Annotated in this window: 25 protein-coding genes; 10 read left to right on the top strand and 15 right to left on the bottom strand. The window is 73.0% G+C overall.

From position 1 onward, the window contains the following. Position 1 precedes the first annotated feature (1 nt). The 9 genes from LG634_RS24880 to LG634_RS24920 form a co-directional block, all read right to left on the bottom strand. On the bottom strand, positions 2-1,039 hold the full coding sequence (locus LG634_RS24880) for a YqaJ viral recombinase family nuclease (RefSeq protein WP_226736457.1): 1,038 nt from the start codon (positions 1,037-1,039) through the stop codon (positions 2-4). After that, positions 1,036-1,275, bottom strand: a complete 240-nt coding sequence (locus tag LG634_RS24885; RefSeq protein WP_226736459.1) for a hypothetical protein — start codon at positions 1,273-1,275, stop codon at positions 1,036-1,038. The genes LG634_RS24880 and LG634_RS24885 overlap by 4 nt, the downstream gene beginning before the upstream one ends. Further along, positions 1,275-1,505, bottom strand: coding sequence for a hypothetical protein (locus tag LG634_RS24890; RefSeq protein WP_226736461.1), 231 nt, complete (start codon positions 1,503-1,505; stop codon positions 1,275-1,277). The genes LG634_RS24885 and LG634_RS24890 overlap by 1 nt, the downstream gene beginning before the upstream one ends. Then, positions 1,502-1,771 carry a hypothetical protein gene (locus tag LG634_RS24895; RefSeq protein WP_226736463.1) on the bottom strand — a complete coding sequence of 90 codons (270 nt, stop codon included), beginning with the start codon at positions 1,769-1,771 and terminating at the stop codon, positions 1,502-1,504. The genes LG634_RS24890 and LG634_RS24895 overlap by 4 nt, the downstream gene beginning before the upstream one ends. Continuing rightward, positions 1,768-2,133 carry a hypothetical protein gene (locus tag LG634_RS24900; protein WP_226736465.1) on the bottom strand — a complete coding sequence of 122 codons (366 nt, stop codon included), beginning with the start codon at positions 2,131-2,133 and terminating at the stop codon, positions 1,768-1,770. Before LG634_RS24900 ends, LG634_RS24895 begins: the two co-directional genes overlap by 4 nt. Further along, on the bottom strand, positions 2,130-2,870 hold the full coding sequence (locus LG634_RS24905; protein WP_226736467.1) for a hypothetical protein: 741 nt from the start codon (positions 2,868-2,870) through the stop codon (positions 2,130-2,132). The genes LG634_RS24900 and LG634_RS24905 overlap by 4 nt, the downstream gene beginning before the upstream one ends. Then, positions 2,867-3,316, bottom strand: coding sequence for a DUF6197 family protein (locus LG634_RS24910; RefSeq protein ID WP_226736469.1), 450 nt, complete (start codon positions 3,314-3,316; stop codon positions 2,867-2,869). The genes LG634_RS24905 and LG634_RS24910 overlap by 4 nt, the downstream gene beginning before the upstream one ends. 80 nt (positions 3,317-3,396) lie before the next feature. After that, entirely contained in the window at positions 3,397-3,582 is a 186-nt protein-coding gene (locus LG634_RS24915; protein WP_226736471.1) for a hypothetical protein, read from the bottom strand. Next, complete coding sequence (locus LG634_RS24920; protein WP_226736473.1) at positions 3,579-3,794, bottom strand: helix-turn-helix domain-containing protein; 216 nt, start codon at positions 3,792-3,794, stop codon at positions 3,579-3,581. The genes LG634_RS24915 and LG634_RS24920 overlap by 4 nt, the downstream gene beginning before the upstream one ends. Positions 3,795-3,989: 195 nt before the next feature. Here LG634_RS24920 and LG634_RS24925 point away from each other — a divergent pair, with 195 nt between their 5' ends. Both LG634_RS24925 and LG634_RS24930 read left to right on the top strand, forming a co-directional pair. Further along, positions 3,990-4,487: a helix-turn-helix domain-containing protein gene (locus LG634_RS24925; protein WP_226736476.1), complete on the top strand. Its 498-nt coding sequence runs from the start codon at positions 3,990-3,992 to the stop codon at positions 4,485-4,487. Positions 4,488-4,498: 11 nt separating this feature from the next. Continuing rightward, entirely contained in the window at positions 4,499-5,071 is a 573-nt protein-coding gene (locus LG634_RS24930) for a hypothetical protein (protein WP_226736478.1), read from the top strand. Here the strand turns inward: LG634_RS24930 and LG634_RS24935 are convergent. Together LG634_RS24935 and LG634_RS24940 are read right to left on the bottom strand one after the other, a co-directional pair. Next, on the bottom strand, positions 4,968-6,572 hold the full coding sequence (locus tag LG634_RS24935) for a recombinase family protein (RefSeq protein WP_226736480.1): 1,605 nt from the start codon (positions 6,570-6,572) through the stop codon (positions 4,968-4,970). The two genes, LG634_RS24930 and LG634_RS24935, sit on opposite strands and share 104 nt — an antisense overlap. Positions 6,573-6,599: 27 nt before the next feature. Then, positions 6,600-8,189, bottom strand: a complete 1,590-nt coding sequence (locus LG634_RS24940) for a carbohydrate-binding protein (RefSeq protein ID WP_226736482.1) — start codon at positions 8,187-8,189, stop codon at positions 6,600-6,602. Between the two features lie 235 nt (positions 8,190-8,424). On the opposite strand from LG634_RS24940, the gene LG634_RS24945 reads away from it, so the two are divergent. Genes LG634_RS24945 through LG634_RS24965 form a run of 5 tightly spaced genes read left to right on the top strand, consistent with a single transcriptional unit; the run spans position 8,425 to position 14,417 of the window. Next, positions 8,425-9,786 carry an ABC transporter substrate-binding protein gene (locus LG634_RS24945; RefSeq protein WP_226736484.1) on the top strand — a complete coding sequence of 454 codons (1,362 nt, stop codon included), beginning with the start codon at positions 8,425-8,427 and terminating at the stop codon, positions 9,784-9,786. Beyond that, entirely contained in the window at positions 9,783-10,736 is a 954-nt protein-coding gene (locus LG634_RS24950; protein WP_226736486.1) for a carbohydrate ABC transporter permease, read from the top strand. Before LG634_RS24945 ends, LG634_RS24950 begins: the two co-directional genes overlap by 4 nt. Continuing rightward, positions 10,733-11,578 (top strand): carbohydrate ABC transporter permease, encoded by an 846-nt coding sequence (locus LG634_RS24955; RefSeq protein WP_226736488.1) that lies wholly within the window; start codon positions 10,733-10,735, stop codon positions 11,576-11,578. The genes LG634_RS24950 and LG634_RS24955 overlap by 4 nt, the downstream gene beginning before the upstream one ends. A 2-nt stretch (positions 11,579-11,580) precedes the next feature. Further along, positions 11,581-13,416, top strand: a complete 1,836-nt coding sequence (locus tag LG634_RS24960) for a glycoside hydrolase family 36 protein (protein WP_226736490.1) — start codon at positions 11,581-11,583, stop codon at positions 13,414-13,416. Continuing rightward, complete coding sequence (locus tag LG634_RS24965) at positions 13,413-14,417, top strand: LacI family DNA-binding transcriptional regulator (RefSeq protein ID WP_226736492.1); 1,005 nt, start codon at positions 13,413-13,415, stop codon at positions 14,415-14,417. Before LG634_RS24960 ends, LG634_RS24965 begins: the two co-directional genes overlap by 4 nt. 16 nt (positions 14,418-14,433) lie before the next feature. Here LG634_RS24965 and LG634_RS24970 read toward each other — a convergent pair whose 3' ends face one another. Beyond that, positions 14,434-15,225, bottom strand: coding sequence for an N-formylglutamate amidohydrolase (locus LG634_RS24970; RefSeq protein ID WP_226736494.1), 792 nt, complete (start codon positions 15,223-15,225; stop codon positions 14,434-14,436). 441 nt (positions 15,226-15,666) lie between these two features. Between LG634_RS24970 and LG634_RS24975 the strand changes: the two genes are divergently transcribed. Next, positions 15,667-17,130: an amino acid permease gene (locus LG634_RS24975; protein WP_226736496.1), complete on the top strand. Its 1,464-nt coding sequence runs from the start codon at positions 15,667-15,669 to the stop codon at positions 17,128-17,130. Positions 17,131-17,296: 166 nt separating this feature from the next. On the opposite strand, the gene LG634_RS24980 is transcribed toward LG634_RS24975, so the two are convergent. Further along, complete coding sequence (locus tag LG634_RS24980) at positions 17,297-18,574, bottom strand: DUF5933 domain-containing protein (protein ID WP_372482487.1); 1,278 nt, start codon at positions 18,572-18,574, stop codon at positions 17,297-17,299. A 325-nt stretch (positions 18,575-18,899) separates the two neighbouring features. On the opposite strand from LG634_RS24980, the gene LG634_RS24985 reads away from it, so the two are divergent. Beyond that, positions 18,900-21,164 carry an MMPL family transporter gene (locus LG634_RS24985; protein ID WP_226736499.1) on the top strand — a complete coding sequence of 755 codons (2,265 nt, stop codon included), beginning with the start codon at positions 18,900-18,902 and terminating at the stop codon, positions 21,162-21,164. Positions 21,165-21,172: 8 nt separating this feature from the next. Beyond that, positions 21,173-21,823, top strand: coding sequence for an LmeA family phospholipid-binding protein (locus LG634_RS24990; RefSeq protein ID WP_226736501.1), 651 nt, complete (start codon positions 21,173-21,175; stop codon positions 21,821-21,823). 43 nt (positions 21,824-21,866) lie between these two features. Here LG634_RS24990 and LG634_RS24995 read toward each other — a convergent pair whose 3' ends face one another. Beyond that, positions 21,867-22,547, bottom strand: coding sequence for a TetR/AcrR family transcriptional regulator (locus tag LG634_RS24995; RefSeq protein ID WP_226736503.1), 681 nt, complete (start codon positions 22,545-22,547; stop codon positions 21,867-21,869). 54 nt (positions 22,548-22,601) lie between these two features. Further along, the gene (locus tag LG634_RS25000; protein ID WP_226736505.1) at positions 22,602-23,828 is read right to left on the bottom strand and encodes a cytochrome P450; all 1,227 of its coding nucleotides are present in this window, start codon (positions 23,826-23,828) and stop codon (positions 22,602-22,604) included. Positions 23,829-24,272 lie beyond the last annotated feature (444 nt).

Raw genomic sequence — 24,272 nt, forward strand, 5'->3', positions numbered from 1 at the left:
GTCAGATCTCCCCCTTGTACTGCGGAGCGATCGAGATCCGCTCCGTCGGATTCGGCGTGACACACGCCGCGTAGGCGTCCGGGTAGCGCTCGGCCAGCAGCTCGAAGTCGACCTTCGGCGCGGCCTGGCTGGGCTCCAGCGAGTAGGCACGCTCTCCGCCGAGCAGGGCCTCCTGGGCGTCGCCCAGAGCGGCCACGAGCCGGGCCTTCGCCGCAGCCTTCGCCTTCTTCGCGGTGGACTCGGCGCTGCGGTGGCGGTTGTAGTCGAGGAGCGCGTCGTAGGCGTCCGGGTGCATGTCGACATCGACGGACCCGGTCCGGGACGGGTGCAGGCGCCGCAGCACGTTCACGACGGCCTCGCCGTCGCCGACCGGCTCAGGCGGGACCGCGGCCACGACGTGCTCGTTCCAGAACCGGTCGACGGCCACGGTGATGTCGGCCATCACGTCGCGGTACTCGTCAGAGCGGATGACGCCCTGGTGGTACTCGTTGCCGCCGATCAGCACGGCGTAGTGCATGTGCTCGTAGCCGTTGACGATGATCTGCCACAGCACCTGGGCGGTGACGTCGTCGGGGGCCCCGGCGTGCCACTGCGCGGACTTGAACGCGCTGCGGGTCTTGACCTCCAGTGCGCACGGGGCCTGCTCGTCCTCGGACAGCGGGCACTGGGTGACGCGGCGGTCGAGGGTGGTCATCCAGTGCGGGTGGTCCTGGTGGGCGACCAGACCGACCCGGCGGATGACACTGCGGCTCTGCATGGCCCAGCGGCGGGCGACGGCTTCCTCGTTGACGGTGCCCCAGTACGCGGCCTCTCCGGCGTCGTCGACGTCGTGGCCGAGCTTGTCGTAGTAGACCTTGAGCGGCGGGTTCTGCTTGACGAGGCCGAGGATGGCGGGCACGTCGGAGGAGCCGATGCCGGAGCGGCGCGCGAGGAGCCAGTCGGCGCGGTCGGCGTCCGCGGAGAGGATGAGGCGGCCGGTGGGGGTGACCCGGCGGCCGGCGGCCGGGGCCTGAGCCCCGACCAGCACGGTGTCGTTCATCGGGTCCCCCCGGTGTGCAGGTTCATGCGGTAGCTCCGGTCGTTGTCCGGACCGAGCTGGGTCAGCAGCCCCTCGCGGGTCAGCTGCTCCAGGTCCCGCCGGGCCGTAGTCCGGCACGTCGCCAGACCGTGAGCCCGGTAGTACGTCCACACCTGGCCGGTGGTCAGCGGGCCGGGCTGCTGCGCGAACAGCTGGCGGAGGGCGGCGAGACGGAGCTCGTCGCGACGAGTGCGCATCAGGCCGCGCTCCTCTCGATGTCGGTGGGGGTCGGCACGTACCCGGGGCGGCCATCGACATCAGCCGGCAGCAGCTCCCCGCGGCGTCCCAGGGCCCGCAGGTCCTTCCGGGCCGTGTTCCGGCCCGACGTCGGCCACGGCGAGGTGGCGAGCAGCAGCTCCGCGCGGTGCGTCGTCACCGGCTTGCCCTCGCGCCGTATTTCCGCGAGCAGCCACTCCCGGCGCGTCACCGGGCACCGCCCAGGTCCGCGGTCAGCAGCGCGGCCAGGTACCCGGCCAGCGCCTCCGACTCGGTCCCCAGCTCGATCACGAGGTTCGGACAGCAGTCGTACAAGGACGGGTCATCCGGGTCGTGGTCGTCGTCCGCGCACACCGGGCCGACCGCGTTCGGCTGGTCCTCAATGCCGGTGTGCACTGCGCGCCACGCAGAGGTGGCGACGCCGAGGACGGCCAGCTCGACCCGAGTCGCGGCGCGCAGCCGCGTCAGGGCGCTCACGACGCCCGCCGATCCTGCTGCTCCGGCAGCAGCCGCGGCCGCACCGTCCGCAGCAACGCCGCGGCGAACAGCTCGACCTGCGCCCCATACACCGGGATCCGGCCGTCGTCCGTCAGCCCAGCCAGGACCCGCTCGACCGCCGCGTCCCGCTCGTGCACCGCCGGCGAGTCCGGGCCGCCCGGCGACATCGCCATGGCGTGGATCTCGGCCAGCTCCTCAATGAGGGCGGGCCCGTCCTCGTCCGCGGCCTGCGCGAGCCCGAGGATCAGGTGGTGCAGGAAGTGGGAGACGTCGATCGCGGCGCCGCCGGGCAGGGCGGTCACGCCGATCCGGAACGGTCCGTCCACGGGGTAGTTGCTCACGGCTGGTCCTCCCGGAGACGCGCGGTGGTGTAGGTGTGGAGCTCGGGGCCGTCGTGGACCTGCTCGGCGGCCGCGGCCGCCCGCTGCCCGGCGACGAGCGCGGCGACGCGCTCCGCGGACTCGGCCCGGCGGGGGTCCGGCGGCGGCGCGGCCTCGCGCCGCGGCAGCACGTCCCGGCCGCGGGCAACCTCGGCGAACACCCGGACGTGCGGGGCGGCGGGGTGGCCGGCGGGGAACCCCTGGCCGCGGCGCTCGATGTCGGCCGCGATGGTCTCCCGCACGCCGACCGACTCCGCCTGCAACTCGGCCACCTGGGCCCGCAGCCGCACGACCTCGGCCATCGCCGCATCCGAACGCAGCGCCTCCCACACACCGACCAGCGCAGCCGCGCCGATCGCGAACGCGTCGCTGCTCCAAGCGCCGTTGGCGTAGTGCGGGTTCGTGAGGCAGGACGTCGGCCACGCCGAGCAGGCACACGCCCGCTCGTGGTAGAAGTCGTTCACCGCCCGGTTCCCCGCGTCGATCAGCGCACCGAGCTGGTCCTCGGACAGGTCGGCCGGCTGAGCCTCGGTCATCATCCGCAGCCGCTCCAGCTCGACGGATCCGCCCTCCGGCACGAGCATCCCCAGCCCGTACAGCGTGGCCGCCGCCTGCGACGCCATCTCCTCCGCCGACCCCGCCCACGCCTGCCACAGCAGCGACGCGGTGTGCGCAATCAGCTCCTCCCGGGCGCTCACGCCGCACGCTCCGGGGCCGTCGCCGCCAGCTCCAGGAACGCCACCGCGGCCGGCGCGTCCACGCTGTCCGCCCAGTCCTCGACGTGGGCCTCCATGGACAGCAGGTCCTGCCGGTACGGGCCGCCGTCGATCGACAGGGCCAGGTAGCACATCGCCTGGTCCGCGAGCTGGCACGTCCGCTGCGGCGACCCCGTCGTCACGAACCGGAGGGCGCCGACCACCGACATCGGGCGGACGAACAGCGGCGTCTCCAGGTCGCCGAGGGACAACGCCCCCTGCACGTAGTCGTCGTGGTACAGGCCGAGCCGGGCGATGACCCGGGCCGCGCCGAGGAGAACGTCCTCGACGGTGGCCGGGACGGGGTCCGCCGGCCGGGCGGGCAGGATCACGCGGACCGTACGGCGGTCTCCGCGCGGGGTGTCGGTCGGGCTAGTCTGGTGGTTCATGGTGTTCCTCGATCTCTTGTGTGGTGAGGAATGCCGGGGTCGCTCGGGCCGGGAAGTCGGAGCGGCCCCTCAGTACGTGGTCAGGCCGCGGTGCGCGGCGCTGCCGGCGCGGGCGTCGACTTGACGAGGCGACGGGCCGGGGCGGAGAGCAGCGGCTGGAGCGCCGCGACAGCGGTGGCGTCCGGGGCGGGGGCCTCGGCAACGCGCTGGTGGATCCAGGCGACGGCATCAGGCCCGAGAACCGCGAGACGCTCAGCGCGCGTCATGCAGCCGCTCGTTCCACGAGGTCCGTTTCGGACATTCGGTATGCCTCCTGAAGGAGGAGCAGTGTCCGGTAGCCGGGCTGGCTGACCCCGCGGAGGAGTCGGGATACCTGGGGCTGGGACAGGCCGATACGTTCGGCGATCGCGGTCCCAGTGGTGTCGCCTGCCGCCGCGGCGGCGGCGCGGAGCTGGTCGATTCGCAGGCGGTAGGTCATGTGGGCACCTCCCTTCCGTGCACTCCCGCAAGCTGTTCTTGCAGGCATGCATGAAACATAAGGCGTTCCGTGCATGCATGCAAGCATGGAATTCGTGAAGGGGAGGTAATTTTTGAGCGGGAACGCCTGTTCGACTTTCGGAGCATGGTGCATCGATGGCCGGAAGTGCCCTGACCTGCAAACATGCACGCATGCATGGATGCTGCACCGTGCGTGCACGCCAGCTACGGTGCAGACATGCGGAGTGGAGAAGAGACGGTGCGACAGCGCTTCGGCGCCCTCATCGCAGATGCCGTCCAGCGGGCAGGTAGGTACGAGGGCCGCGGAGGGCAGGCCCTCCTGGCTCAGGAGATCGGGCTGTCGCCGAGCGCGGTCGGCCGGATGCTGAGGGGCGAGACCCTGCCGGACCCCCGGCACTTCGAGGCAATTGCCCGCGTGCTCAATCTGGACGTTCAGGAACTTCTGGTCGAGGCAGGAATCCTGTCCCCCGAGTCCCTGTCAACCCCCTCCCAAAATCGGGCAACAGGGGTAGGGTCAGATTCAATCACCCTCGGTCAAGCTGCGGCCGCCCTCGGCATTACGTCGGCTGTCGGGCGTGAGATGTTCATCGCCGCCGTCGAGCGGCTCCAGCGCACAGAGCGCGACATGGAGGCCGAGGGCGACGGCGGCGGAGGCACAGCAGCACACGCATGACGGGGGTACGGATGGAACAGGAAGTCAGCACCACCCGAGCACGAGCCGCGGCAGCTGCCGCCGGCGCCGTGATGACGTTCTCCGCCGGAATCGTCACCTACGGCATCATCGACAGCAACCTGCCCGCAGCAACCGGCGGCGGCCTCATCGCCCTCGCCGCCGCCGGCATGATGGGCCTCTCGAAGGCCCGCACCTGGGCTGTCGACACCAGCACCGAGCGCCGCGCCCTCGCCGAAGCCAAGCAGCGCGCCGAAGACGAGCACACCAAATACATCGCGCTCGGAGCCGCCCAAGCCGAGGAACACCGGCGGCGGCTGCGCGACCTCGAAGGCGACCGGGCCGCCGGCCGCGCCGAAGTCGCTGCACTCAAGCGCGCGCTGGACGACCGCTACGAGGCTGGTCGAGAGCAACTCATCGTTGAGAGCATGGAGACCGGCGTCCGGCTCTACCTCGCCGGCCTCCTCAAGGCGCCGACTGCCACTACTGCTCCGGCACAGGTTCTTCCCCTCTTCCCGCCTCAGCCGACTCGCGCAGGAGCCGCAGAGCAGGTCCAGGAAGAACGCCAGCCCGCGCGGCGGCGATAGCCGCTGGCGAGACCCACCCGGGTTCGCCGCGGAACGCCAGGCTGATCCGGCCCGGCTCAAGCTTCCGTACGCCCTTGGCGCGAGCGGGGAACACCTTCACGGTCACGACCTCCCGGACCACCGCCCGCTTCGAAGTCATCGTCAGGTCGTCCCACACGGCCGCAGCGTCGGGGTTCCCCGCGAGATCCGCGACGTCCGCCGGGAGCCGCCGCGCCGCCGCGTCCTCCCGGGCCTGCTTGATCTGCGGCAGCAGCCGGGCTTCCATGCCCACCAAGGCGTCCACGCTCAGCCGCGGCTCGCCAGTCGGCCCGAACTCCGCTGCCATCTCCCGCGCCCTGGCCAGCTGACGCACCAGCCCCTCCAGGCGGGCCTGGGCGGCGTCGACCCGCGTACGGTCCTCCTCGTTCTCGAAGGCGGCGGCAGCCTCCGGCCGCGAGAGCCAGGTGACGACTGCCTCCTCGACCGCGGCGTCGAGCAACTTTTCGTTGATCCGGACGTGCGCCGTTTCCTCGCACTTGTACGAGCTGGCTTTGCTGCGGCCCACCAGATTGACGAGCACGGGGAGCTCGGCGGTGGGGCGATCCTCATGGAACCCGCACAGCGCGAGCCGCACCATCAGGCGACGCGGCTGGCCGTCATGCTGGTACACGTACGCACCATCGGATTCCGCGTTGATCTGCTGCACGGTCTCGTACACATCCATCGGCACCAGCGCCGGCCACGTGGCCTCACGGATGACTTTGCCCTGATGGACGCGTAGTCCGGCGTAGGCCGGGTTTCGGAGAATCGTCGCCACGCGGTGCTCGGTGAAGGGCAGGCCGTTCTTGGTGCGGATCCCGCTCGCGGCGAGCCCGAGCACGATGCTCCGGCGCGACTGCCGGGCGGCAGCCCGCAGCCAGATGTCGAGGATGATAGGCCCGCGCTCAGGGTCCACGTACTGCTCGACCAGTTGGCCCGTGTCGGGATCGTAGCGGCGCTTGTAACCGTCCAGGAGCCGCCCTGCCGGCTTGCCCGCGGCCGCCAGTTCCCGCACGGTGCGCAGGGTGCGGTCGCGGATCGAGTCGCCCTCGGCCTCGGCCTCGATCGCGTCCTGGGCCGTCGCTTTGCGGTCGGCTGGTTTGGAGAGGTCGTAGACCTGGCCCTGGTAGCAGAGCAGCACGCCGGCGTCCATGCAGGCGTTGCGGAGGGCGACGTACGCCTCCAGGTCGCGGTACAGGCGGCTGGCCTCGAAGGCCACGACGATTCGGACGTAGCCGGCGCGGATGCCCGCGATCATCTTGGCGAAATCGTCCCGGGTCTTGCGGGCGTAGCGGGTCGCGGAGATGCCCGGGTCTTTGAACTCGTCCACCACGGGCCAGCCGTGCTTGGTGGCCAGTGCGCGGCCGTCGTTGAGCTGGGCGGCGACGCTGCCGCTCTTGGGGTCGCGGGAGTTGCGGCCGTAGAGGTAGCAGGGGAAGGGGCCGCGCTGGACGAGGTGGAGGTACTCCGGGGCGATCGGCATGCCGACAGCCTAGCTAAATGTGCGCTTTTAATTCTTGTGGTCGTAGACGTGCTGCATCCACTTCCAGGCGGTGTCGTTGCGGTTGTTGGTGAAGAAGGTGTCCGGGAGGTAGCTGAGGGCCTCGATGTTGTCGGGGCGGCCGTCGCCGGAGGCCTGCTCGTCGATGTAGTCGAGGTAGGCCTCGCGGCGCGGGCCGGGCTCGATGATCTGCTTCATCGGCATGAACCAGCTGTTCTCCTTGCCCCAGCCGGTCAGCGGGCGGCCGTCGGTGGTCCAGCCGCGGACCATGCCGGCGCCGGAACCGGTGCCGCTCCAGACGGTGTTGAAGTACTCCTTCAGTTCCCGGGCCCTGCGGGCGGCGGAAGCGGCCAGCGCGGTGTCGCCCTTGGCGCGGGCGAGGGCGGCCACGGCGGTGTAGGCGCGGTACTGGGAGCCGATGGCGTCGCCGGCCTCGGCGAGGGGCTCGCTGCTCTGTTCGTTGTAGCTGGCGGTGCCCTGGAAGATGCCCTTCCCGGTGCCCTCGGCGACCTTGACGGCGCCGTTGTCCTTGAGCCCGTCGTGCAGGTCGACGAACTCCTCGGTGGCGTGCCGGTAGAAGTCCCACAGCACGGGGTCGGTGAGGTAGGAGCGGTCGCCGCTCCAGCGGAACGCCTCCTCGGCCTTCTGGACCAGCTCGAACGTGGCGGGGACCTCGCGGACGAACAGGGACGGGTTGCGGTAGTCGATGGACAGCGGGGTGCGGTTGTCGAAGTTGAGCGCCCACACCGGGTAGTACTTGTGCTCGGGGGTGGCGGTGCCGGCGAAGGTCCGCAGCATGGACTTGTTCTCGGCGTGCAGGCCCAGGACGCCGGCGCCGGCCAGCTGGTGCGCCATGTCGCGGGAGTAGTAGCCGCTGCGGTTGGCGTAGCCCGCCCAGTACGAGGGGCCGTAGGCGGCGGTGCCGCTGCCCGTCCGGTTGTTCTCGTCCACGTTGAGCGGGCCGTCGGTGCCGGCGAGGTGCACCCAGCTGTTGGCCTTGCGCCGGGACCAGTCGAACATCTCGACGATCTTCGGGTCGGAGGAGCTGACCCGGGGGTGGGCGGGGGCGGCGGGTGACAGCATCAGGTCGTCCGCGTTGAGCCAGCCGTCGCCGGACTCGAAGGCGATCTCCAGGCGGTCGCCGGCGGCGAGACCGATCCCGCTGAGGGTCCAGCGCCGGTACGCGGCTCCCGCGGGCAGGGTCAGGGCGGCCCGCTCGGTGCCGTTGACGCGGGCGGTGAAGCGGCCGTTCGGGCCGCCCGTGGCGATCCACGCGGAGATGTCGTAGCCGCCGGGTGCGGTGGCGGTGAGGGTCTGGGAGACCTTCTTCCCGGCGCCCGAGTCCAGGTAGACGAGCCGGCTGCCGCCGTGCGGGTGGTTGCCGGCCACGCCGGTTCCGGCGGTGAACTCCCATCCGCTGCCGCCCTCTTCGAAGCCGGGGTCGATGAGGGCGAGCGGGGCCGGGGCGGTCCGGCCGGGCGCGGTCCGGCCGGCGGCGTCCGCCGCCCGGGCGGGGGCGGCGCCGTCGGCCAGGGTGACCGCCGTGAGCGGGGCGAGCAGGGCGAGTGCGGTGATGAGGGCGGTGCGGGAACGCGTCATCGGGTTCTCCCGGGAGGGGCACTCCCGGCGGTGGCCGGGGGTCGGGGCCTCGTCTGCCACGAGGTGGGCGCGCGGCACGCTAGCAAGGAGGATGACGTGTCTGCAATGGATCAGTCAGATTCCTCTGCCGGATCCAACTGAAAGTTTTCATCAGGGACTTGTAAGTCGATCACCCTCGTGATTGAGTTCCGGCCAGTCAGCTTCCGGTGTGCAGCGAACAACAGGGGTGATCGGCATGGGACAGGGCACGGGATTCGACCGCCGAAGAATGCTGAAGGCGGGCGGCGCGCTCGCCGCGGGCGCGGGGCTGGCGGGCGCGGCCGGCTGTTCCGGCTCCGGCGCGTCCGCGGGCGGGGGCGGCTCCGCCGGCGCCAAGGACAAGGGCCGGATCACGGTCTGGTCCTGGCAGGGTCCGGCCGCCGAACTCAAGGCGCTGACACCGGAGTTCAACAAGAGGTACCCGGACATCCAGGTCACCGTGGAGGACATCGGCAACCCGGCCATCTGGGACAAGATCACCACCGGTCTGGCGGCCGGCGGCCAGGGGCTCGCGGACGTCCTGCACATCGGCGTGGACTACCTGCCCGGCTACGTCGAGAAGTTCCCCGGCGGCCTGGCCGACCTCGGCCCGCTGGGCGCAACCGCCCACAAGGACGCCTTCGCCCCGGGCCTCTGGGAGACCGTCGCGCCCACCGGCAAGAAGGTCAACGCCCTTCCCTGGGAGGCGAATTCGGGCGGCTTCTGGTACCGGGCCGACCTGTTCGAGAAGGCCGGGGTCGACGCGGAGGCGATCCAGACCTGGGACGACGCCGTGGTGGCCGGAAAGCAGCTGAAGGCGAAGACCGGCGCCTTCCTCATCGGCCTCGACAAGCCGGCCTCGCAGGCCGACGCAGCGAACTTCTTCCAGATGCTGCTCCAGCTCCAGGGCACCTTCTACTTCGACCCGGAGGGGCGGATCACCCTCGGCTCGCCCGAGGCGGTCAGGGCGATGACCCTGATCAAGACCCTCAACGACGCGGGACTGGTCTGCGACCTCGCCGGCGGCTGGAACGCCCTGATGAGCGCCCTGAAGAAGGGCACCGCGGCGGTCCACCCGATGCCCACCTGGTTCGGCGGGATCATCGAGGAGCAGGTGCCGGACGAGGCCGGCAAGTGGAAGGTCCGGCTGCCTCCGGCGGTGCGGCGCGGCGGCTCCACGGCCGCGACGGTCAACTCCACCCACCTCGCCGTGGCCGGCAGCAGCAAGCACCAGGCCGCCGCCTGGTCGTTCGTCGAGTTCGTGCTGACCCGCCCGGCCTCCCAGGTGCGGATCTACCGCGAGAAGGGCATCGCGCCCGCGCTGATGTCCGCGTACGGGGACGCCGTCTTCCACGAGCCGTCGGCCTTCTTCAGCGGGCAGAAGCGGGGCGAGATCTTCCTCGCCGCCCTGAAGGCCCCGCAGCCGGCCTTCCACTACACCGCCGACTACGCCCGGGCGCTGAAGCTGGTCACCGACGCCCAGTCCAAGGTCCTCCTCAAGGGCGCCGACCCGGCCGCCGTCCTGAAGGAGGCGGCCGACCAGCTCGCCCGGCAGACGGGCCGCAAGGCCGTCCGGTGACCGCGGCCACTCCGGCGGGCCCGGCCGCCCCGGCCGCGCCGCGCGCCGCCCGCCCGCCGGCCGCCCCGGTGCGGCCGGCCGCGGCCCGGCGCCGGGCACGCCGACGGCCCGCCCCGTACCTGTTCGTGCTGCCGGCGCTGCTGCTCTTCGGCGCGTTCAAGCTGTACCCGATCGGGTCCTCCTTCGTGCTGAGCCTGCACCGGACGGAGGGCGGTACGCAGACGTTCATCGGTGCGGGCAATTACGAGCGGCTGCTGGACGACCCGCTGTTCTGGACCGCGCTGAAGAACACGGCCGTGATCCTCGCCGTCCAGGTACCGGTCATGCTGGCGCTGGCCACCGGCCTGGCCGTGGCCCTCAACTCGCGTCTCCTGTACGGTCGGTCGGTGTTCCGATTGGGCTTCTTCCTGCCCATGGTCACCGGCCTGGTCGCGTACGGCATCGTCTTCTCGGTCCTGCTCAACAAGGACTACGGCCTGGCCAACTGGCTGCTGGCGCGCGTCGGAGCCGGTCCGGTGCCGTGGCTGACCCACCCGCTGTGGGCGCAGATCTCCCTCGGCCTCGCCCTGACCTGGCACTACACCGGCTACAACGCGGTGATCCTGCTGGCCCGGCTGCAGAGCGTGCCCGCCGAACTGTACGACGCGGCGGCCGTCGACGGCGCCGGCGGCTGGAGGACGTTCCTGCACGTCACCCTGCCCGGGCTGCGGCCCGTGCTGCTGCTGACCGCGGTGCTGTCGACCATCGGCACGCTCCAGCTGTTCGACGAGCCGTACGTCCTGACCGGCGGCGGACCGGACAACGCCACCCTGACCATCGGGGTGTACCTGTACCAGAACGCCTTCAAGTACTTCGACTTCGGCTACGCGTCGGCCATCGCGTACGCCCTCGCCGTGCTCATCGGAATCCTCGGGCTGATCCAGTTCCGCGTCCTGGGAGAGAAGGAATGACCCCCGCCGTGCCGCCCGGCGCCCGCCGCCGCGCCCGGAGCCTGCTGCTGACCTCGGGGCTCGCCATCACGCTGGCCGTCGTGGCGATCCCGTTCTACTGGCTGGCGGTGGGCGCCACCCACAGCTCCGAGGAGATCTTCAGCAGCCCGCCGCCCCTGCTGCCCGGCGGCCACCTCGCGGACAATCTGAAGTCCCTGGAGGAGTCTGCGCAGTTCAGCCGGGTGCTGCTCAACTCCCTGCTGATCTCCACGGTGTACACCGTGTGCGCGGGGGCCGTCTGCACGCTGGCCGGCTACGGGTTCGCCGTCTACCGGTTCCGCGGCCGCGAGGCCTTGTTCGGCCTGCTGATGCTCGGCCTGGTGGTGCCCGCGCAGGTCACCCTGGTGCCGCTGTTCCAGATGATGGCCGACCTCAGCTGGCTCGGCACCTACCAGGCGGTGGTGCTGCCCAACCTGGCGCTGCCGTTCGGGATCTTCCTGATGCGCCAGTCGATGGCCTCGCTGCCCCCGTCGCTGCTCGACTCGGGCCGGATGGACGGCTGCGGGGAGCTGCGGCTGTTCCTGCGGGTGGCGCTGCCGCCGATGCGGCCCTCGCTGGCCGCACTGGCCATCTTCCTGTTCCTGTACCAGTGGAACGACTTCATCTGGCCGCTGATCGTGCTCCGGGACGGAGCCTCGTTCACCCTGCCGGTGGCCCTCGCCTCCCTCCAGGGCCTCGACGAGACGGACTACGGCGCGATCCTCGCCGGAACCTCGATCGCCGCCCTGCCGATGGCCGCCGTATTCCTCGCGCTCCAGCGCCATTTCGTCTCCGGCCTGCTCGCCGGTGCCGTGAAGGAGTGACCATGCCGACCGACACCGCCGCCGCATCCGGCGGCACGCAGCCCGCCCCGGCCCCGCCGTCCGCGGCCGACCCGGTGACCACCGCGGGCCTGCCGTCCGTACCGTACGCCCCCCTGCTCGACGGGGTCCGGCTCGCCGTGCTGGCCCTCGGCCCGGACGGCACGGCCGCGCCCGCCGGCTGGCGGCTGGCCCCGCTCCCCGACGGGCTGCGGATGCTGGAGGCGGACACCGGCGGGGCGCCCGCCGAGATCCGGTTCTCCGTGCCGCTGGGGGACGCCGCCGGCTACTGGCACCCGCAGGGCGGCTGGCGGCGCACCCTGCTCGCCGACTGGGAGGGCCGGGCACAGGTCTCCCTGGTGGCCGGGCTGGCCGCCGGCTGCCTCTACGACTACTCGGGCGCCACCCTGCTCGCCTTCGCCGCCGCCGACCCGGTCCCGGAGGCCTCCCTCCGCTTCGGGGTCTCCGAGGAGAACGACACCCACGTCGTGCACCTGCGGCTGCCCGCCTCCGCGGACGGCGGCCCGCACCGCGTGCTGCTGGTGCCCCGCGCGCCCTCGGTGGCGGCCGCGCTGCGCCCGCTGCGCGCCTGGTACGCGCGGGAACTGCCCCCGATGCCGGTGCCCGAGGGCGCCCGTACCCCGGTCTATTCGACCTGGTATGCCTTCAACCAGGACGTGACCGCCGAGGAGGTCGAGGCGCAGGCCGCCCTGGCCGTACCGCTGGGCTGCGGGGCCCTGATCCTCGACGACGGCTGGCAGGAGTACGGGCACGGGCGCGGGTACGCCGGGCTCGGCGACTGGCGGCCGGATCCGGTCAAGTTCCCCGACTTCACCGGCCATGTGGCGAAGGTCCGCGCGCTGGGCCTGCGGTACCTGGCCTGGGCCGCCCCGCTGCTGATCGGCCCCGGCTCCGACTGCCACGCCGAGTGGGCCCCGTACGCGCCGGCCGCGGCGACCGTGCCGGGTGCGCTGGTGCTGGATCCGCGGCGGCCCGAAGTCCGGGCGCACGTGGTCAAGTTGTGCACCCGGCTGGTCCGCGACCACGGGCTCGACGGTCTCAAGCTGGACTTCCTCGACCAGGCGATGGTCTATGCGGGCGACGGCGGCGCGGACGTCGGGCGGGCGATGGCGGTGCTGCTGGCCGAGGTGCGGTCCGCCCTGGAGGAGGTGCGCCCCGAGGGGCTGCTGCTGGAACTGCGGCAGCCGTACACCGGGCCGGGTGCCGCGCCGTTCGGGAACATGCTGCGGTCCTTCGACTGCCCGGCCGACGCGGCCGCCAACCGGGTCCGCACCCTGGACACGTCGCTGCTGGCGGTCGGGGGCGCGGTCCACTCCGACATGCTGCTGTGGTCGGCGCAGGCGCCGGTGGCGGCGGTGGCCCGGCAGTTGATCGGCGCGCTGCACGCGGTGCCGCAGATCTCGGTCCGCCTGGACCGGGTCCCGCAGGAGCACCGGGACGCCCTCGCGTTCTGGCTGCGCACCTGGCGGGAGCACCGGGAGCTGCTCCTCGACGGCGAGGTGGAGCCGGGCCGGCCCGACGAGCTGTACCCGCTGGTGCGCGCCACGGCCGGCGACCGCTGTCTGATCAGTGTGCACGGCGGGGTGGTCGTCCCCCTCGATCTGGCCGCGCACCGCAGGGTGGATCTGGTCAACGGGTCGGCCGGGGACGCCCTGATGCTGTCGGTGGCGGGCGGCCCGGCCGAGGTCACTCAGGTGATCCACGCCCCGGACGGCCGTATCATCGAGTCCGCGCCGGTCCGGTACGGGGAGGGGCCGCGCACCCTGGCCGTCCCCCGCGGTGGTCTGGTCTCGCTCACGATCACGGAAGGACGGCGATGAAGGTCGGCATCACCGACGTCGCGGCCCGCGCGCAGGTCAGCGAGGCGACGGTCAGCCGGGTCGTCAACCGGCGGCAGGGCGTGTCGCGCAAGACACGGGACGCGGTCGAGCAGGCGATGGCCGAGCTCGGCTACGAACGCAGCGTCCAGGGACGGCTGGTGGCCGTGATCACCGACCACATCTCGAACCCGTTCTTCGCGGACGTGGCCGAGCGGATCGAGGCGGCCCTGGCCCCGCACGGTCTCAAGACGGTGCTCTGCCCGGCGTTCGCGGGCGGGGTGCAGGAGCTGGACTTCGTCTCCTCGCTGGTGGACAAGGGCATCGCGGCGGTCGTCTTCCTCTCCGCCTCCAACACCGTCGAGGGCTCCGACACCGAGGCGTACGAGGTGCTGCGGCAGCGCCGGGTCCCGTACGTGGGCGTGAACGGCGAGTTCGCGGACGGGGTGGCGGTGCCGGTGTTCTCCACCGACGACCTGCTCGCCGCCGAGCTGGCCGTCGACCACCTGTACCGGCTGGGCCACCGGCGGATCGGGATGGCCTCGGGGCCGGCCGGCAACCGGCCCGCCGACCGCCGGGTGCAGGGCTTCCTGGCGGCGATGGCGCGGCGCGGGATCGAGGACGCGGAGCGCTGGGTGATCCGGCAGTCCTACACGGTGGAGGGCGGGCAGGCCGCGGTCGCACCGCTGCTGGAGCTGGGTGCCACCGCGGTGGTCGCGGCCAGCGACTGGATGGCGCTGGGCGCGATCCGCGGGATCCGCCGGCACGGGCGGGCGGTCCCGGAGGAGGTGTCGGTGGTCGGGTACGACGGCACCGGTGTCACCGAGTTCACCGACCCGCCGCTGACCACCGTGCGGCAGCCGGCGGACCGGCTGTCGCTGGAGGTGGCGCGGAGCGTGCTGGCGCTGGTGGGCAACCGCGAGGTGCCGACCGGGGAGCTGCTGTTCGATCCGGAGCTGGTCATCCGTGCGTCGACCGCCCCGGCGCCCGGCGCGGGCGCCTGATCCGAAGGGCAGGCCCTCAGACGCTGTCCACGAGGGCGGCGAGGGCGGTGGCGAGGTCGTCGGCGCCGGGGCCGGCGGGGCCGCCGGGTTCGGTCATGTAGCCGTCACGGCGGATCTCGATCATGAGTGCGCCGACCCGGGCGTCGGTGCCGTGGTACTCCATGGGGACGTAGGTGCCCGCGAACGGGGTGTCGATCCCGGTGCCGCCGGAGCCCGCGAAGGCCTTCTCGGCCGCGGCGAGCAGCGCGGGCGGCGTGTGGAACGGGTCGGTGCCCAGGCAGACCGGCGGCCGGGGACCCGCGCCGTGCAGCTCGTACGGCAGCGGCCGGGTCGGGTAGGAGTGGACGTCGATCACCACGGCCCGGCCGGTGGCGGCCAGCCGGCCCGCCACCGCCTGCGCCATGGCCGCCGCGTACGGCTCGAAGTACGCGCCGATGAGCGGGCGCGCGTCGAAGCCGGCGGGGCGCAGCCGCTCACGGTGCGTGGTGTGCGTGTAGACGGCGCCCATGCCGACCGCCAGCATCTCCTCGCGTTCGTCGGGGAAGCGCTCGGGGTCGACGACGAGCCGGGAGAGGCCGTTGACGAACCGCCACGGGGCGGTGGCGGCCCGGCCGGCGGCCGCCTCGGCCACCGCGTCGGTGTGGGCGTCGGTGATGTGGTCCAACTCCCTTTCCAGCGCCGGGTCGTCGAGCAGGATGCCGGCGCGGACGGGCTCCGGTATGTGCCGTGCGGCGTGCGGTACGTGGAGGATCACCGGCGATGCGGCGGCGCCGGGGATCAGGCGGAAGGGCCGGGGCGGGAGGTTCATGTGCGGCTCCTCGGGTGCGTCGGGGGTCCCTCCACGGGTACGGCTGCGGCGCTGCGATCGTTCCCGCTCCCGGGACTTCTCATCACGCTGAGTGGCGTGACCGCCCCGTACGGGCACGCTCCGTGGCACGGATTGCCGCAATGTCACGGCGTGTTCGCTCAACGGATGCTCAGATCCGGATAACGATGCGGTTACCGGACAAGGGCCTTTAGGCCTGAGCACGGGCTGTTGACCGTTTTGCCGGTGATGTTCGCCACGGTCCCGGCGGGTGTGGCGTGGTACATCTTCACGACCCGCCTGCCCGGCCCGCACCCAAGGCCGTGCAGGGGCGCTGGAGCCGGCCACCGCCGGCAGCAACTCCATTCAGCATCCGGGGGATCGGAACCCGGTCCGCAGCCGAGCGCGGCGCGGACCGGCATGGAGCGGAAAGGCGCACCAAGCATGACCTCGACGCAGGTCGAACAGCACCGCGGCGACGACGACGCGACCGCAGGCAGCACTCCCGAGGAGGGCTACGAGCGCGGGCTCGGCAGCCGCCAGGTGCAGATGATCGCCATCGGCGGCGCCATCGGCGTCGGCCTCTTCCTGGGCGCGGGCGCGAACATCGCGAAGGCCGGGCCCAGCCTCATCCTGATGTACGCCCTGGCCGGCGTCATCGTCTTCTTCATCATGCGGGCGCTCGGCGAGCTGCTCCTGTACCGGCCCGTTTCGGGTTCGTTCGCGGAGTACGCGCGTGAGTTCCTCGGCCCGTTCTTCGGGTTCGTCACGGGCTGGACGTACTGGCTCATGTGGGTGGTCACCGGCATGGCCGAGCTGACCGCCGCGGCGATCTACATGCACTACTGGTTCCCGGACGTGCCGCAGTGGGTCACCGCCCTGATCTTCCTGGTGGTCCTCTACGTCGCGAACCTGATCTCGGTGAAGATCTTCGGCGAGATCGAGTTCTGGTTCTCGATGGTCAAGGTCACCGCCCTGATCGGCATGATCGTGATCGGCATCGGCGTGGTCACCTTCGGGTTCAGCGCGGCCGGTGACACCGCCGCGGTCTCGAACCTGTGGGCCTTCGACGGCATCTTCCCCAAGGGTGTCGGCTCCAGCCTGATGACCCTGCAGGGCGTCATGTTCGCCTACCTGGCCGTGGAGCTGGTCGGCGTCACCGCGGGCGAGTCGGAGAACCCGGAGAAGACCCTCCCCAAGGCCATCAACACCCTGCCCTGGCGCATCATCGTCTTCTACGTCGGTGCGCTCAGCGTGATCCTGATGGTCGTGAAGTGGACCGAGTTCCAGCCGGGCGTCAGCCCGTTCGTGGCGGCCTTCGCGAAGATCGGCATCCCGGCCGGTGCGGCCATCGTCAACTTCGTGGTCCTCACCGCGGCCCTGTCGTCCTGCAACTCGGGCATGTACTCCACCGGCCGCATGCTGCGCGACCTGGCCGCCAACTCCGAGGCCCCCAAGCTGCTGGGCAAGCTGAGCTCCACCAAGACCCCGGCCGTGGCCATCAGCCTGTCCGCCGCCCTCATGGGCATCGGTGTGATCCTCAACTACATCGTCCCGGAGAAGGCCTTCGGCTACGTCATGTCCGTGGCCACCACCGCCGGCATCTGGACCTGGCTGATGATCCTGGTCAGCCACATCCTCTACCGCCGCGCGGTCGTCGCGGGCAAGCTGCCCGCGTCCTCCTTCCCGGCACCCGGCGGCACCGTCTGCAGCTGGATCGCCGTCGCGTTCCTGCTGCTGGTCACCGTGATGATCGCCATCGACCCCGACAGCCGCGTCTCGCTGTACGTGGGTGCCGGCTGGGCCGTCTGCCTGGCGGTCGGCTGGGCCGTGCTGAAGTCCCGCAACCCGCAGATCGCCGCGCGCGCTGCCGCGGGCCTCGACCGGGAGCCCGCGGGCCGCTCCTGACCAGGCACGGAGGGGCCGCCCGCCGCGGCAGGCGCTGCGCGGCCCCTCGTGCCCTCCCAAGACGGGTGCGCACCGGACTCCCCCCGACCGGTGCGCACCCGTCTGCCTGCGTTTCCTGCGCCCGGTGCGCCTCCGGTGCTCCGGGCGCCGCCGGTGCTGCGTGTACTCAGACCAGTTCGGGCCGGCGTTCCTGCCGGGGTGCGGGGATGGCGGCCGGTGCCCACTGCCGCGTGGTGCGGAGGTAGCCGGCGATGACGGCGCCGGTGGCGAGGAGGAGCAGCGGCCCGGAGACCCACGGCAGGGCCGCGAGCTGCTCGGGCAGGTAGCGGTAGGACACCATGAACGCGGTGAAGACCGCGGTGCCGGCGGCGGTGAACCAGACGGCCGACCGGTCCCAGCCGTGCGCAAAGGCGCGCATGGCGACCTCGATGGTGAGGGTGAAGACCACACCGGCGATGATGTCGGCGCCGTAGTGGTAGCCGAACCCCAGGGTGGCGGCGATCGTGGTGATCAGCCAGAACGTGCCGAACCAGCGCAGCGCCTTCGGTCCCGGCCGGGTGTGGATGAAGATCGCGAGGGCCCAGGCGGTGTGCAGGCTGGGCATGCAGTTGCGCGGGGTGATCCCGTCGAAGAGGAACGGGACCGGCGGATCGGCCGGCACCGGCGGGGTGTGCGGCCACAGGTTCGCCAGCGCCCACTGGCCGCCGTCGGGGCCGTAGGCGTAGAGCGGTCCGACCACCGGGAAGAGCATGTAGATGCCGGGCCCGAGCAGGCCGATCACCAGGAACGTGCGCACGAAGTGGTGGCCGGGGAACCGGCGCTCGGTGACCACGTTGCGCAGCTGGTAGGCGGCGACGACGACCGCGGCGACACCGAGCTGCCCGTAGACCCAGTCGAGGACGTGGTACCCGACCGGGCCCAGGCTCTCCAGGATCCGGCCCGCGAGGTACGTCGGGCTGCCGAGCGCGTGGTCGGCGGTGGCCACGTACTGGTCGAGCACCATCGGGCGGCTCTTCGAGGTGATGACCAGCCAGGTGTCACCGGCCTTCCGGCCGGCCACCAGCAGCAGGGCCAGGCCGACACCCTTGAGCAGCAGCAGGCGTTCGGCGCCGGTGCGGCGGGTGACGGCGGTCACGGCGCAGCCGAGGACCACCCACAGGGCGCCGTTGCCGGGCATCATCTGGGCGCCGGCCGCGAGCCGGACCAGGAAGAAGACGACGTCGATGCCGACGGCCGCGCCCAGGGCGATGAAGCGCTGCCGCCAGGTGAGCACCGTCATCATCAGCGCCATGCTGCCGTACAGCAGGGGCGCGGACTTCGGGGCGAACACCACTTCGCGCACCTGGTTGGTGAGCGGGCCCCGGAGGCCGTAGTGGCGGGCGGCCAGTTCGAGTGCGACCAGGAAGCCGAGGGCGACCGCGCCCGCTGCGGCCCAGAGCGCCACTCTCGGACTGCGCCGGGGGGCCGGTCCGTCGCCGCTCTCCGGTCGGGAGGAAACCCGCGATGTTTTCGATATCAATTTTTTCCGGCCGATGGTGAGTGGTGGTCGTGTCAGCCGCTCATCGCGCCGGATCGGCGGTCTCGCGAGCCCGAACACTCTATCGGAGTAGTTGCAAACGGTTTGCGGCGGTCGAGGACCCCGCCGCCGAGCACCCGGGAGCCCGGCCACACACCCCCCGATTGACATCATTGCACTCTGAGTGAAAACGTAACACTGCACGGCAAGTGCAATGAATGTGCAATGAACGCAGATCTCTTGGGAGGGCCCGATGTTCCTCGCACTGGGGCGCTGGTGCGCCCTGCGGCCGAAGCGGGTGGTGGCGGCCTGGCTGCTGCTGCTCCTGGCGCTGGGCGGTGCGGTCCTGGCGTACGGGAGGGTGACGAGCGAGGCCGTGTCCATCCCGGGCAGTGACAGCCAGGCCGCGGCCGACGCGGCGGCGGACGCGTTTCCCGGGCCGGCTTCCGGCAGCCAGCCGCTGGTGCTGCACACCGCGCCCGACGGTCCGGTGCTGACCGACGACGCGGCACGCGCCGCGGTGGAGGCCGGCGCCCGGGCCATCGCCGAGGTGCCGCACGTGGTGTCGGTCGTCTCCCCCTACCCGCCGGCCGGCAGGGGTGGCGGGGGCCCGATCGCGGAGGACGGACACACGGCCGTGCTGTCGCTGGGCCTCGACGTCACCGGGCGGGACATCACGCCGGAACTCGCCGACCGGATCGTCGCGGCCGCCGGACCGGCCGTCGCCGCCGGGATCGAGGTGACCCCGGGCGGCGACCTCGGTGCGGCCGTGGACCGGCCGGACACCGGGCACAGCGAGCTGATCGGACTGGCGGCCGCCGCGGTCGTGCTCTTCCTCGGCTTCCGCAAGGCCGCGGCCGCCGGGCTGCCGCTGGTCGTCGGCATCGCCGGACTGGCCGTGTCGCTGGCCGCGATCGGGCTGGCCGGGCACCTCATGGACATGCCGTCGTCGGGGACGACCATCGCCGCGATGATCGGCCTGGGCGTCGGGATCGACTACACCCTCTTCTGCCTGACCCGGTTCCGCGAGCTCCGCGGCCGGGGGCTGCCCGGCGCGCAGGCCGCAGCCCTCGCCACGGCCACGGCCGGCAAGGCCGCCGCCTTCGCCGGCTGCGCGGTGATCGCGGCCCTGGCCGGCCTCTCCCTCGGCGGCCTCCCCCTCCTCCACGCCCTGGCCCTGGCCCCGGCGGTCGCCGTCCTGGTGGCGGTGGCCGCCACCTTGACACTGCTGCCCGCCCTGCTGAGCCTGCTGTCCCGGTTCCTGGGCGCGGCCGCCCCGGGCGCCGGCGGCGTGCCGGACCGGGAGTCCGGCGGGCCGCCGGGGGGCGCCGGCGGCGTGCCGGGGGCCGGACGTGCCGCCGCTGCGGCGGGCGGCTGGGAACGCGTGGCCGGGCGGGTCGTGGCGCGGCCCTGGCCGTACCTGCTGTCCGGGCTCGCGCTGTTGCTGCTGCTGGCAGCGCCCGCGGCCACGCTGACGTTCGGGCAGCTCGACGCCGGGGACAAGCCGGCGGGTTCGGCGAGCCGAACCGCGTACGAGCGGCTTGCGGCGGCGTTCGGGCCGGGCTTCAACGGGCCGCTCCAGGTCACCGACACTCTGCCCACCCCGGCCGCCGGCCCGCAGGACCCCCGGATCACGAAGGTCTCGGCGGCGCTGGGCCGCACCCCCGGTGTGGCCTCGGTGAGTCCGGCGCAGCTCGCCGGGGACGGGCGTACCGTCCGCTGGCAGGTCACCCCGGCCACCGCGCCCGGTGACCCGGCGACCGCCCGCCTGGTCGGCACCCTGCGCGGCGAGGTGCTGCCCGCGGCCACCGCCGACGGCGGCGGCACCGCGCACGTGGGCGGGGCCACCGCTGCCGTCCGGGACCTCAACGACCGGCTCGCAGGCCGGCTGCCCGCCGTGATCGGCGTGGTGGTGGCCGTCGCCGGCCTGCTGCTCCTGGCCGCCTTCCGCTCCCCCTTCCTCGCGGCCAAGGCCGCCGTGCTGAACCTGCTGTCGGTGGCCGCCTCGTACGGGGTGCTCACCGCGGTGTTCCAGTGGGGCTGGGGTGCTCAGGCGATCGGGCTGGAGGGGCCGGTGCCGATTCCCGGGTACGTGCCGCTGCTGATGTTCGCCGTGCTGTTCGGGCTGTCCATGGACTACGAGGTGTTCCTGCTCACCGCCGTGCGCGAGCGCCACCTCGCGGGCCTGGGCAGCAGGGGTGCCGTGGTGCACGGGCTGGCGGCGACCGGACGGATCATCACCTCCGCCGCGCTGATCATGGTGAGCGTCTTCCTCGCCTACCTGCTGGCGGACGACCCGGTGGTGAAGATGTTCGGGACCGGGCTGGCCGCCGCCGTGGCGCTCGACGTCACCGTGGTCCGCGGGCTGCTCGTCCCCACCACGATGGCCCTGCTCGGCGACCGCGCCTGGTGGCTGCCGCGCCGGCTCGACCGGCTGCTGCCCGAACTGGACATCGAGGGCAGCGCCCACACCCGGCCGGCGGCGGACGCCGGATCCATGACCACTCCCACCCGATGAGGTTCCGCATGCGCTCCCGTACCCCCCGTCTCGCCCTCCTGGCGGCCGCCGCCGCCCTGCTCGCCGTACCGCCCGTCGCCGATTCCGTCGCCCGGCACCGGGCGGAGGGGCGGCTGGCGGACCGGCTCGTGCGCGAGCAGCCGTCGCTGACGGCGCGGCCGGACGTGTCCATCGAAGGGACGCCGTTCCTGCTGCAGGCCGCCCGGGGCAGCCATCCCCAGGTCCGGGTGCGGGCCGATGCGACGTCGGACGGGCGGCCGGTCACCGCCGAGGTCACCCTCGACGACGTGTCGCCGCAGGGCGGCGGCCATCGCGCGGCGTCGGCCTCGGGCCGGTTCACCGCCGGCTACGACGCGCTGGGCGGTCCGGACGGGGCCACGGTGTCCGACGCGGGCGACGGGCGGCTGCGGATCGAGCGGAGCCTGCTGATGGTGACGGCGGTGGTGGAACTGCACGACGGGGTGGTCTCGCTCCGGCCGACGGCGGTGTCCCTGGCCGGCCGTCCACTGGACCCGGCCGGCCCCCTCGTCACCCGGTCCCTGGCCGGCCGGACCCGGACCCTTCCCGAACTCCCCCTGGAGATGCGGGCCACGGGGGTCTCGGCGGGTCCGGACGGCATTACGGTGACGGCGTCGGCGAAGGACGTCGCGCTCGCCTGACGGTTTCCCGGCGGTGGGGTGCGAGGTCCCCCGGCCGGGCGGGTCAGGGCCGGGGGTGGTCCGCCGCGGCGAGGAGGTTCAGGAGGGTGGCCTCCATGGCCGCGCGGGACTCCTCGGTGGTCTTTCCGCTGGTGCGCCAGTGGTGCCAGGCACCCCACGTGGTCACGGCGTCGAGGCCGTCGAGGAGGTCGGCGGACCGGCGGGCGTCGAGGCGGCCGAGCTCCTCCGCGAAGATCTCCGCGACCCGCCGCCGCGCCTCCGCGAACGCCTCGTCGGTGACCTGGCGGATGCGCGGTGACGGGTGGTCGATCCGCATCAGCGTGAGGCGCGCCGGAGTGATCCACTCCAGGATGCGGGCCCGCTGTTCGGCCAGCGCGGCCACCCGGACCCGCCGCGGGCCGGTCACCGGCAGCGGCCGGACCTGCTCGGCCAGTTGCTCCAGGCGCCGGGTGATGGCGAGGTCGACGAGCTCCGACATGTCGGCGAAGTGGTGGAAGACCAGCCGCCGGGAGACCCCGGCCCGTTCCGCGACGCGTTCCGCCGGGAACTCCGAGACCCCGTCGTCGAGGAGCGCGAGCAGCGCGTCCACGATCTTCGCGCGGGTGCGGCGTCCGCGTTCCGTCCGGCCGTCGACCCGTACCGCCGGATCCGGCCCAAGGCCGCCGCCCTCGTCCGTACCCGCCACCGCGCCGCCCCGCTCCGCCGTCCGCCCACTGCCTGACACGGGCATCTTCCCACCCGGCCGCCCCGCCCCACGAACCCGGCGCCGGGCGTCGCGTCACCAGGTGGTGTGGAGGGTCTCCGGGGAGCGGTGGATCAGGGTGGGGCGCATCGGCGGGTGGGGACGGGCGGGGTCCAGCCGGAGCGTGGGGAGGGCTTCGGTGAACAGGGACAGGGTCAGGTGGAGTTGGCCGCGGCCGAGGTGGGAGCCGGGGCAGACGTGCGGGCCGTGGCCGAAGGCGAGGTGGTGGCGGAGTCCGGGGCGCCGGATGTCGAACGCGGCGGGACGGGCGTAGCGCCGCTCGTCGCGGTTGGCGGAGGCGTAGGCGACGAGGACCGCGGCGCCGGCCGGCAGCCGCGTGCCGGCGATCTCCACCGGCCCTGTCGTGACCCGGCGGAACGCCTGGATGGCCGTGTCGAAGCGGGCGCCCTCCTCCACGGCGGCCGGGATGAGCGCGGGGTCGGAGCAGAGGAGTTCCCACTGCGGCCGGTCGGCGAGCAGGTGCAGCAGGGTGGTGGCGATCAGTGCACCGGTCGTGAGGATCCCGGCGATCAGCAGGTTCTGGAGCTGCGCCACCACCTCGTGGCGCTGCTCGGGTGCGAGGGCCGTACCGGCCGGGGCGGCGGCGGCCGCCAGGTCCGAGCAGAGGTCGTCGCGGGGGCGGGTGCGGCGGTCCCGTACGTATCCGTCGAGCAGGTGCTGGAGGGCGACCACGTCCGCGGCGGCGGCCGCCTGGCCGGGCGGGGTCAGCGGGCGGAAGAAGAGTTCCTCGGCGCGGTGGCCGCCGTGGACGGCGGCGGGCACGTCCGCCGGTTCGAGGCCGATCAGCCGGCCCACCACCAGTCCGGGCAGCCGCCGGGCGTACGCCGTCACCAGCTCGGCGGCGCCGTCCGCGGCGAAACCGGCCAGCAGTTCGCGTGCGCAGGTCCGGGCGTACGGGAGGAGGGCCGCGGAACGGGCCGGGGACATGGCCCGGTTGAGCGGGGCGCGGTGCCGGCGGTGGGCGGGGCCGTCGGAGGTGACGACGGTGGGGTGCGGTGCGAGGCCGGTGGCGAGGACGGCGAGTGCGTCCGGGGACGGCGGGATGTCGGGGAGCAGGGCGTTAGCCGAGGAGAAGTCGCCGGGGCGGCGCAGCACTTCGCGGACGTCCGCGTCGCGGGCGACGAGCCAGGCGTCCAGCTCGGGCAGGTACGTCAGGCCTTCGGCCCGGCGGGCCCGGGCGTACGTGGGATACGGGTCCCGGTACAGCGCGTCCCGCCGCTCCTGTGCGTCTCCTGTCGCCACGCGCTCCTCCGCCCGCCGAGAACCGGACCGCCATCCTGCCGGACCCCGCCCCACCCCGACAGTGCGCATCCAATTGCCCCGGCCGCCCCGGCCGAACGTCCCCAGCCCCTCCGGCGCTTGAGACCCCGCGGGGCAAAACCCGCCCCTCCGGCGCTCGGGACCCCCCGGGGCAAAACCCGCCCCTCCGGCGCTCGGGACCCCGCGGGGCAAAACCCGCCCCTCCGGCGCTCGGGACCCCGCGGGGCAAAACCCGCCCCTCCGGCGCTCGGGACCCCGCGGGGGCAAAGCCAGCCCCTCCGGCGGTTGAGGCGCGGGTCCGGGCAGAGCCCGGGGGCTGGCGCCGCCACCCCCAGCCTCGCCGGCGTTTGAGGCGCGGGTCCGGGCGGAGCCCGGTGCCCGGCGCCAGCCGGGTTGCACTTCTTGGGGGGGCCCCCCCAACCCCCC

This window comes from Streptomyces bambusae (assembly GCF_020532645.1).
Taxonomy (GTDB): domain Bacteria; phylum Actinomycetota; class Actinomycetes; order Streptomycetales; family Streptomycetaceae; genus Streptomyces; species Streptomyces bambusae.

What these genes read in the sequence shown, in the direction of transcription:
- LG634_RS24880 (WP_226736457.1), bottom strand. Translation starts at nt 1,039, where the DNA reads ATGAACGACACCGTGCTGGTCGGGGCTCAGGCCCCGGCCGCCGGCCGC.
- LG634_RS24885 (WP_226736459.1), bottom strand. Translation starts at nt 1,275, where the DNA reads ATGCGCACTCGTCGCGACGAGCTCCGTCTCGCCGCCCTCCGCCAGCTG.
- LG634_RS24910 (WP_226736469.1), bottom strand. Translation starts at nt 3,316, where the DNA reads ATGAACCACCAGACTAGCCCGACCGACACCCCGCGCGGAGACCGCCGT.
- LG634_RS24915 (WP_226736471.1), bottom strand. Translation starts at nt 3,582, where the DNA reads ATGACGCGCGCTGAGCGTCTCGCGGTTCTCGGGCCTGATGCCGTCGCC.
- LG634_RS24920 (WP_226736473.1), bottom strand. Translation starts at nt 3,794, where the DNA reads ATGACCTACCGCCTGCGAATCGACCAGCTCCGCGCCGCCGCCGCGGCG.
- LG634_RS24925 (WP_226736476.1), top strand. Translation starts at nt 3,990, where the DNA reads ATGGATGCTGCACCGTGCGTGCACGCCAGCTACGGTGCAGACATGCGG.
- LG634_RS24930 (WP_226736478.1), top strand. Translation starts at nt 4,499, where the DNA reads ATGGAACAGGAAGTCAGCACCACCCGAGCACGAGCCGCGGCAGCTGCC.
- LG634_RS24935 (WP_226736480.1), bottom strand. Translation starts at nt 6,572, where the DNA reads ATGCCGATCGCCCCGGAGTACCTCCACCTCGTCCAGCGCGGCCCCTTC.
- LG634_RS24940 (WP_226736482.1), bottom strand. Translation starts at nt 8,189, where the DNA reads ATGACGCGTTCCCGCACCGCCCTCATCACCGCACTCGCCCTGCTCGCC.
- LG634_RS24945 (WP_226736484.1), top strand. Translation starts at nt 8,425, where the DNA reads ATGGGACAGGGCACGGGATTCGACCGCCGAAGAATGCTGAAGGCGGGC.
- LG634_RS24955 (WP_226736488.1), top strand. Translation starts at nt 10,733, where the DNA reads ATGACCCCCGCCGTGCCGCCCGGCGCCCGCCGCCGCGCCCGGAGCCTG.
- LG634_RS24960 (WP_226736490.1), top strand. Translation starts at nt 11,581, where the DNA reads ATGCCGACCGACACCGCCGCCGCATCCGGCGGCACGCAGCCCGCCCCG.
- LG634_RS24965 (WP_226736492.1), top strand. Translation starts at nt 13,413, where the DNA reads ATGAAGGTCGGCATCACCGACGTCGCGGCCCGCGCGCAGGTCAGCGAG.
- LG634_RS24970 (WP_226736494.1), bottom strand. Translation starts at nt 15,225, where the DNA reads ATGAACCTCCCGCCCCGGCCCTTCCGCCTGATCCCCGGCGCCGCCGCA.
- LG634_RS24975 (WP_226736496.1), top strand. Translation starts at nt 15,667, where the DNA reads ATGACCTCGACGCAGGTCGAACAGCACCGCGGCGACGACGACGCGACC.
- LG634_RS24985 (WP_226736499.1), top strand. Translation starts at nt 18,900, where the DNA reads ATGTTCCTCGCACTGGGGCGCTGGTGCGCCCTGCGGCCGAAGCGGGTG.
- LG634_RS24990 (WP_226736501.1), top strand. Translation starts at nt 21,173, where the DNA reads ATGCGCTCCCGTACCCCCCGTCTCGCCCTCCTGGCGGCCGCCGCCGCC.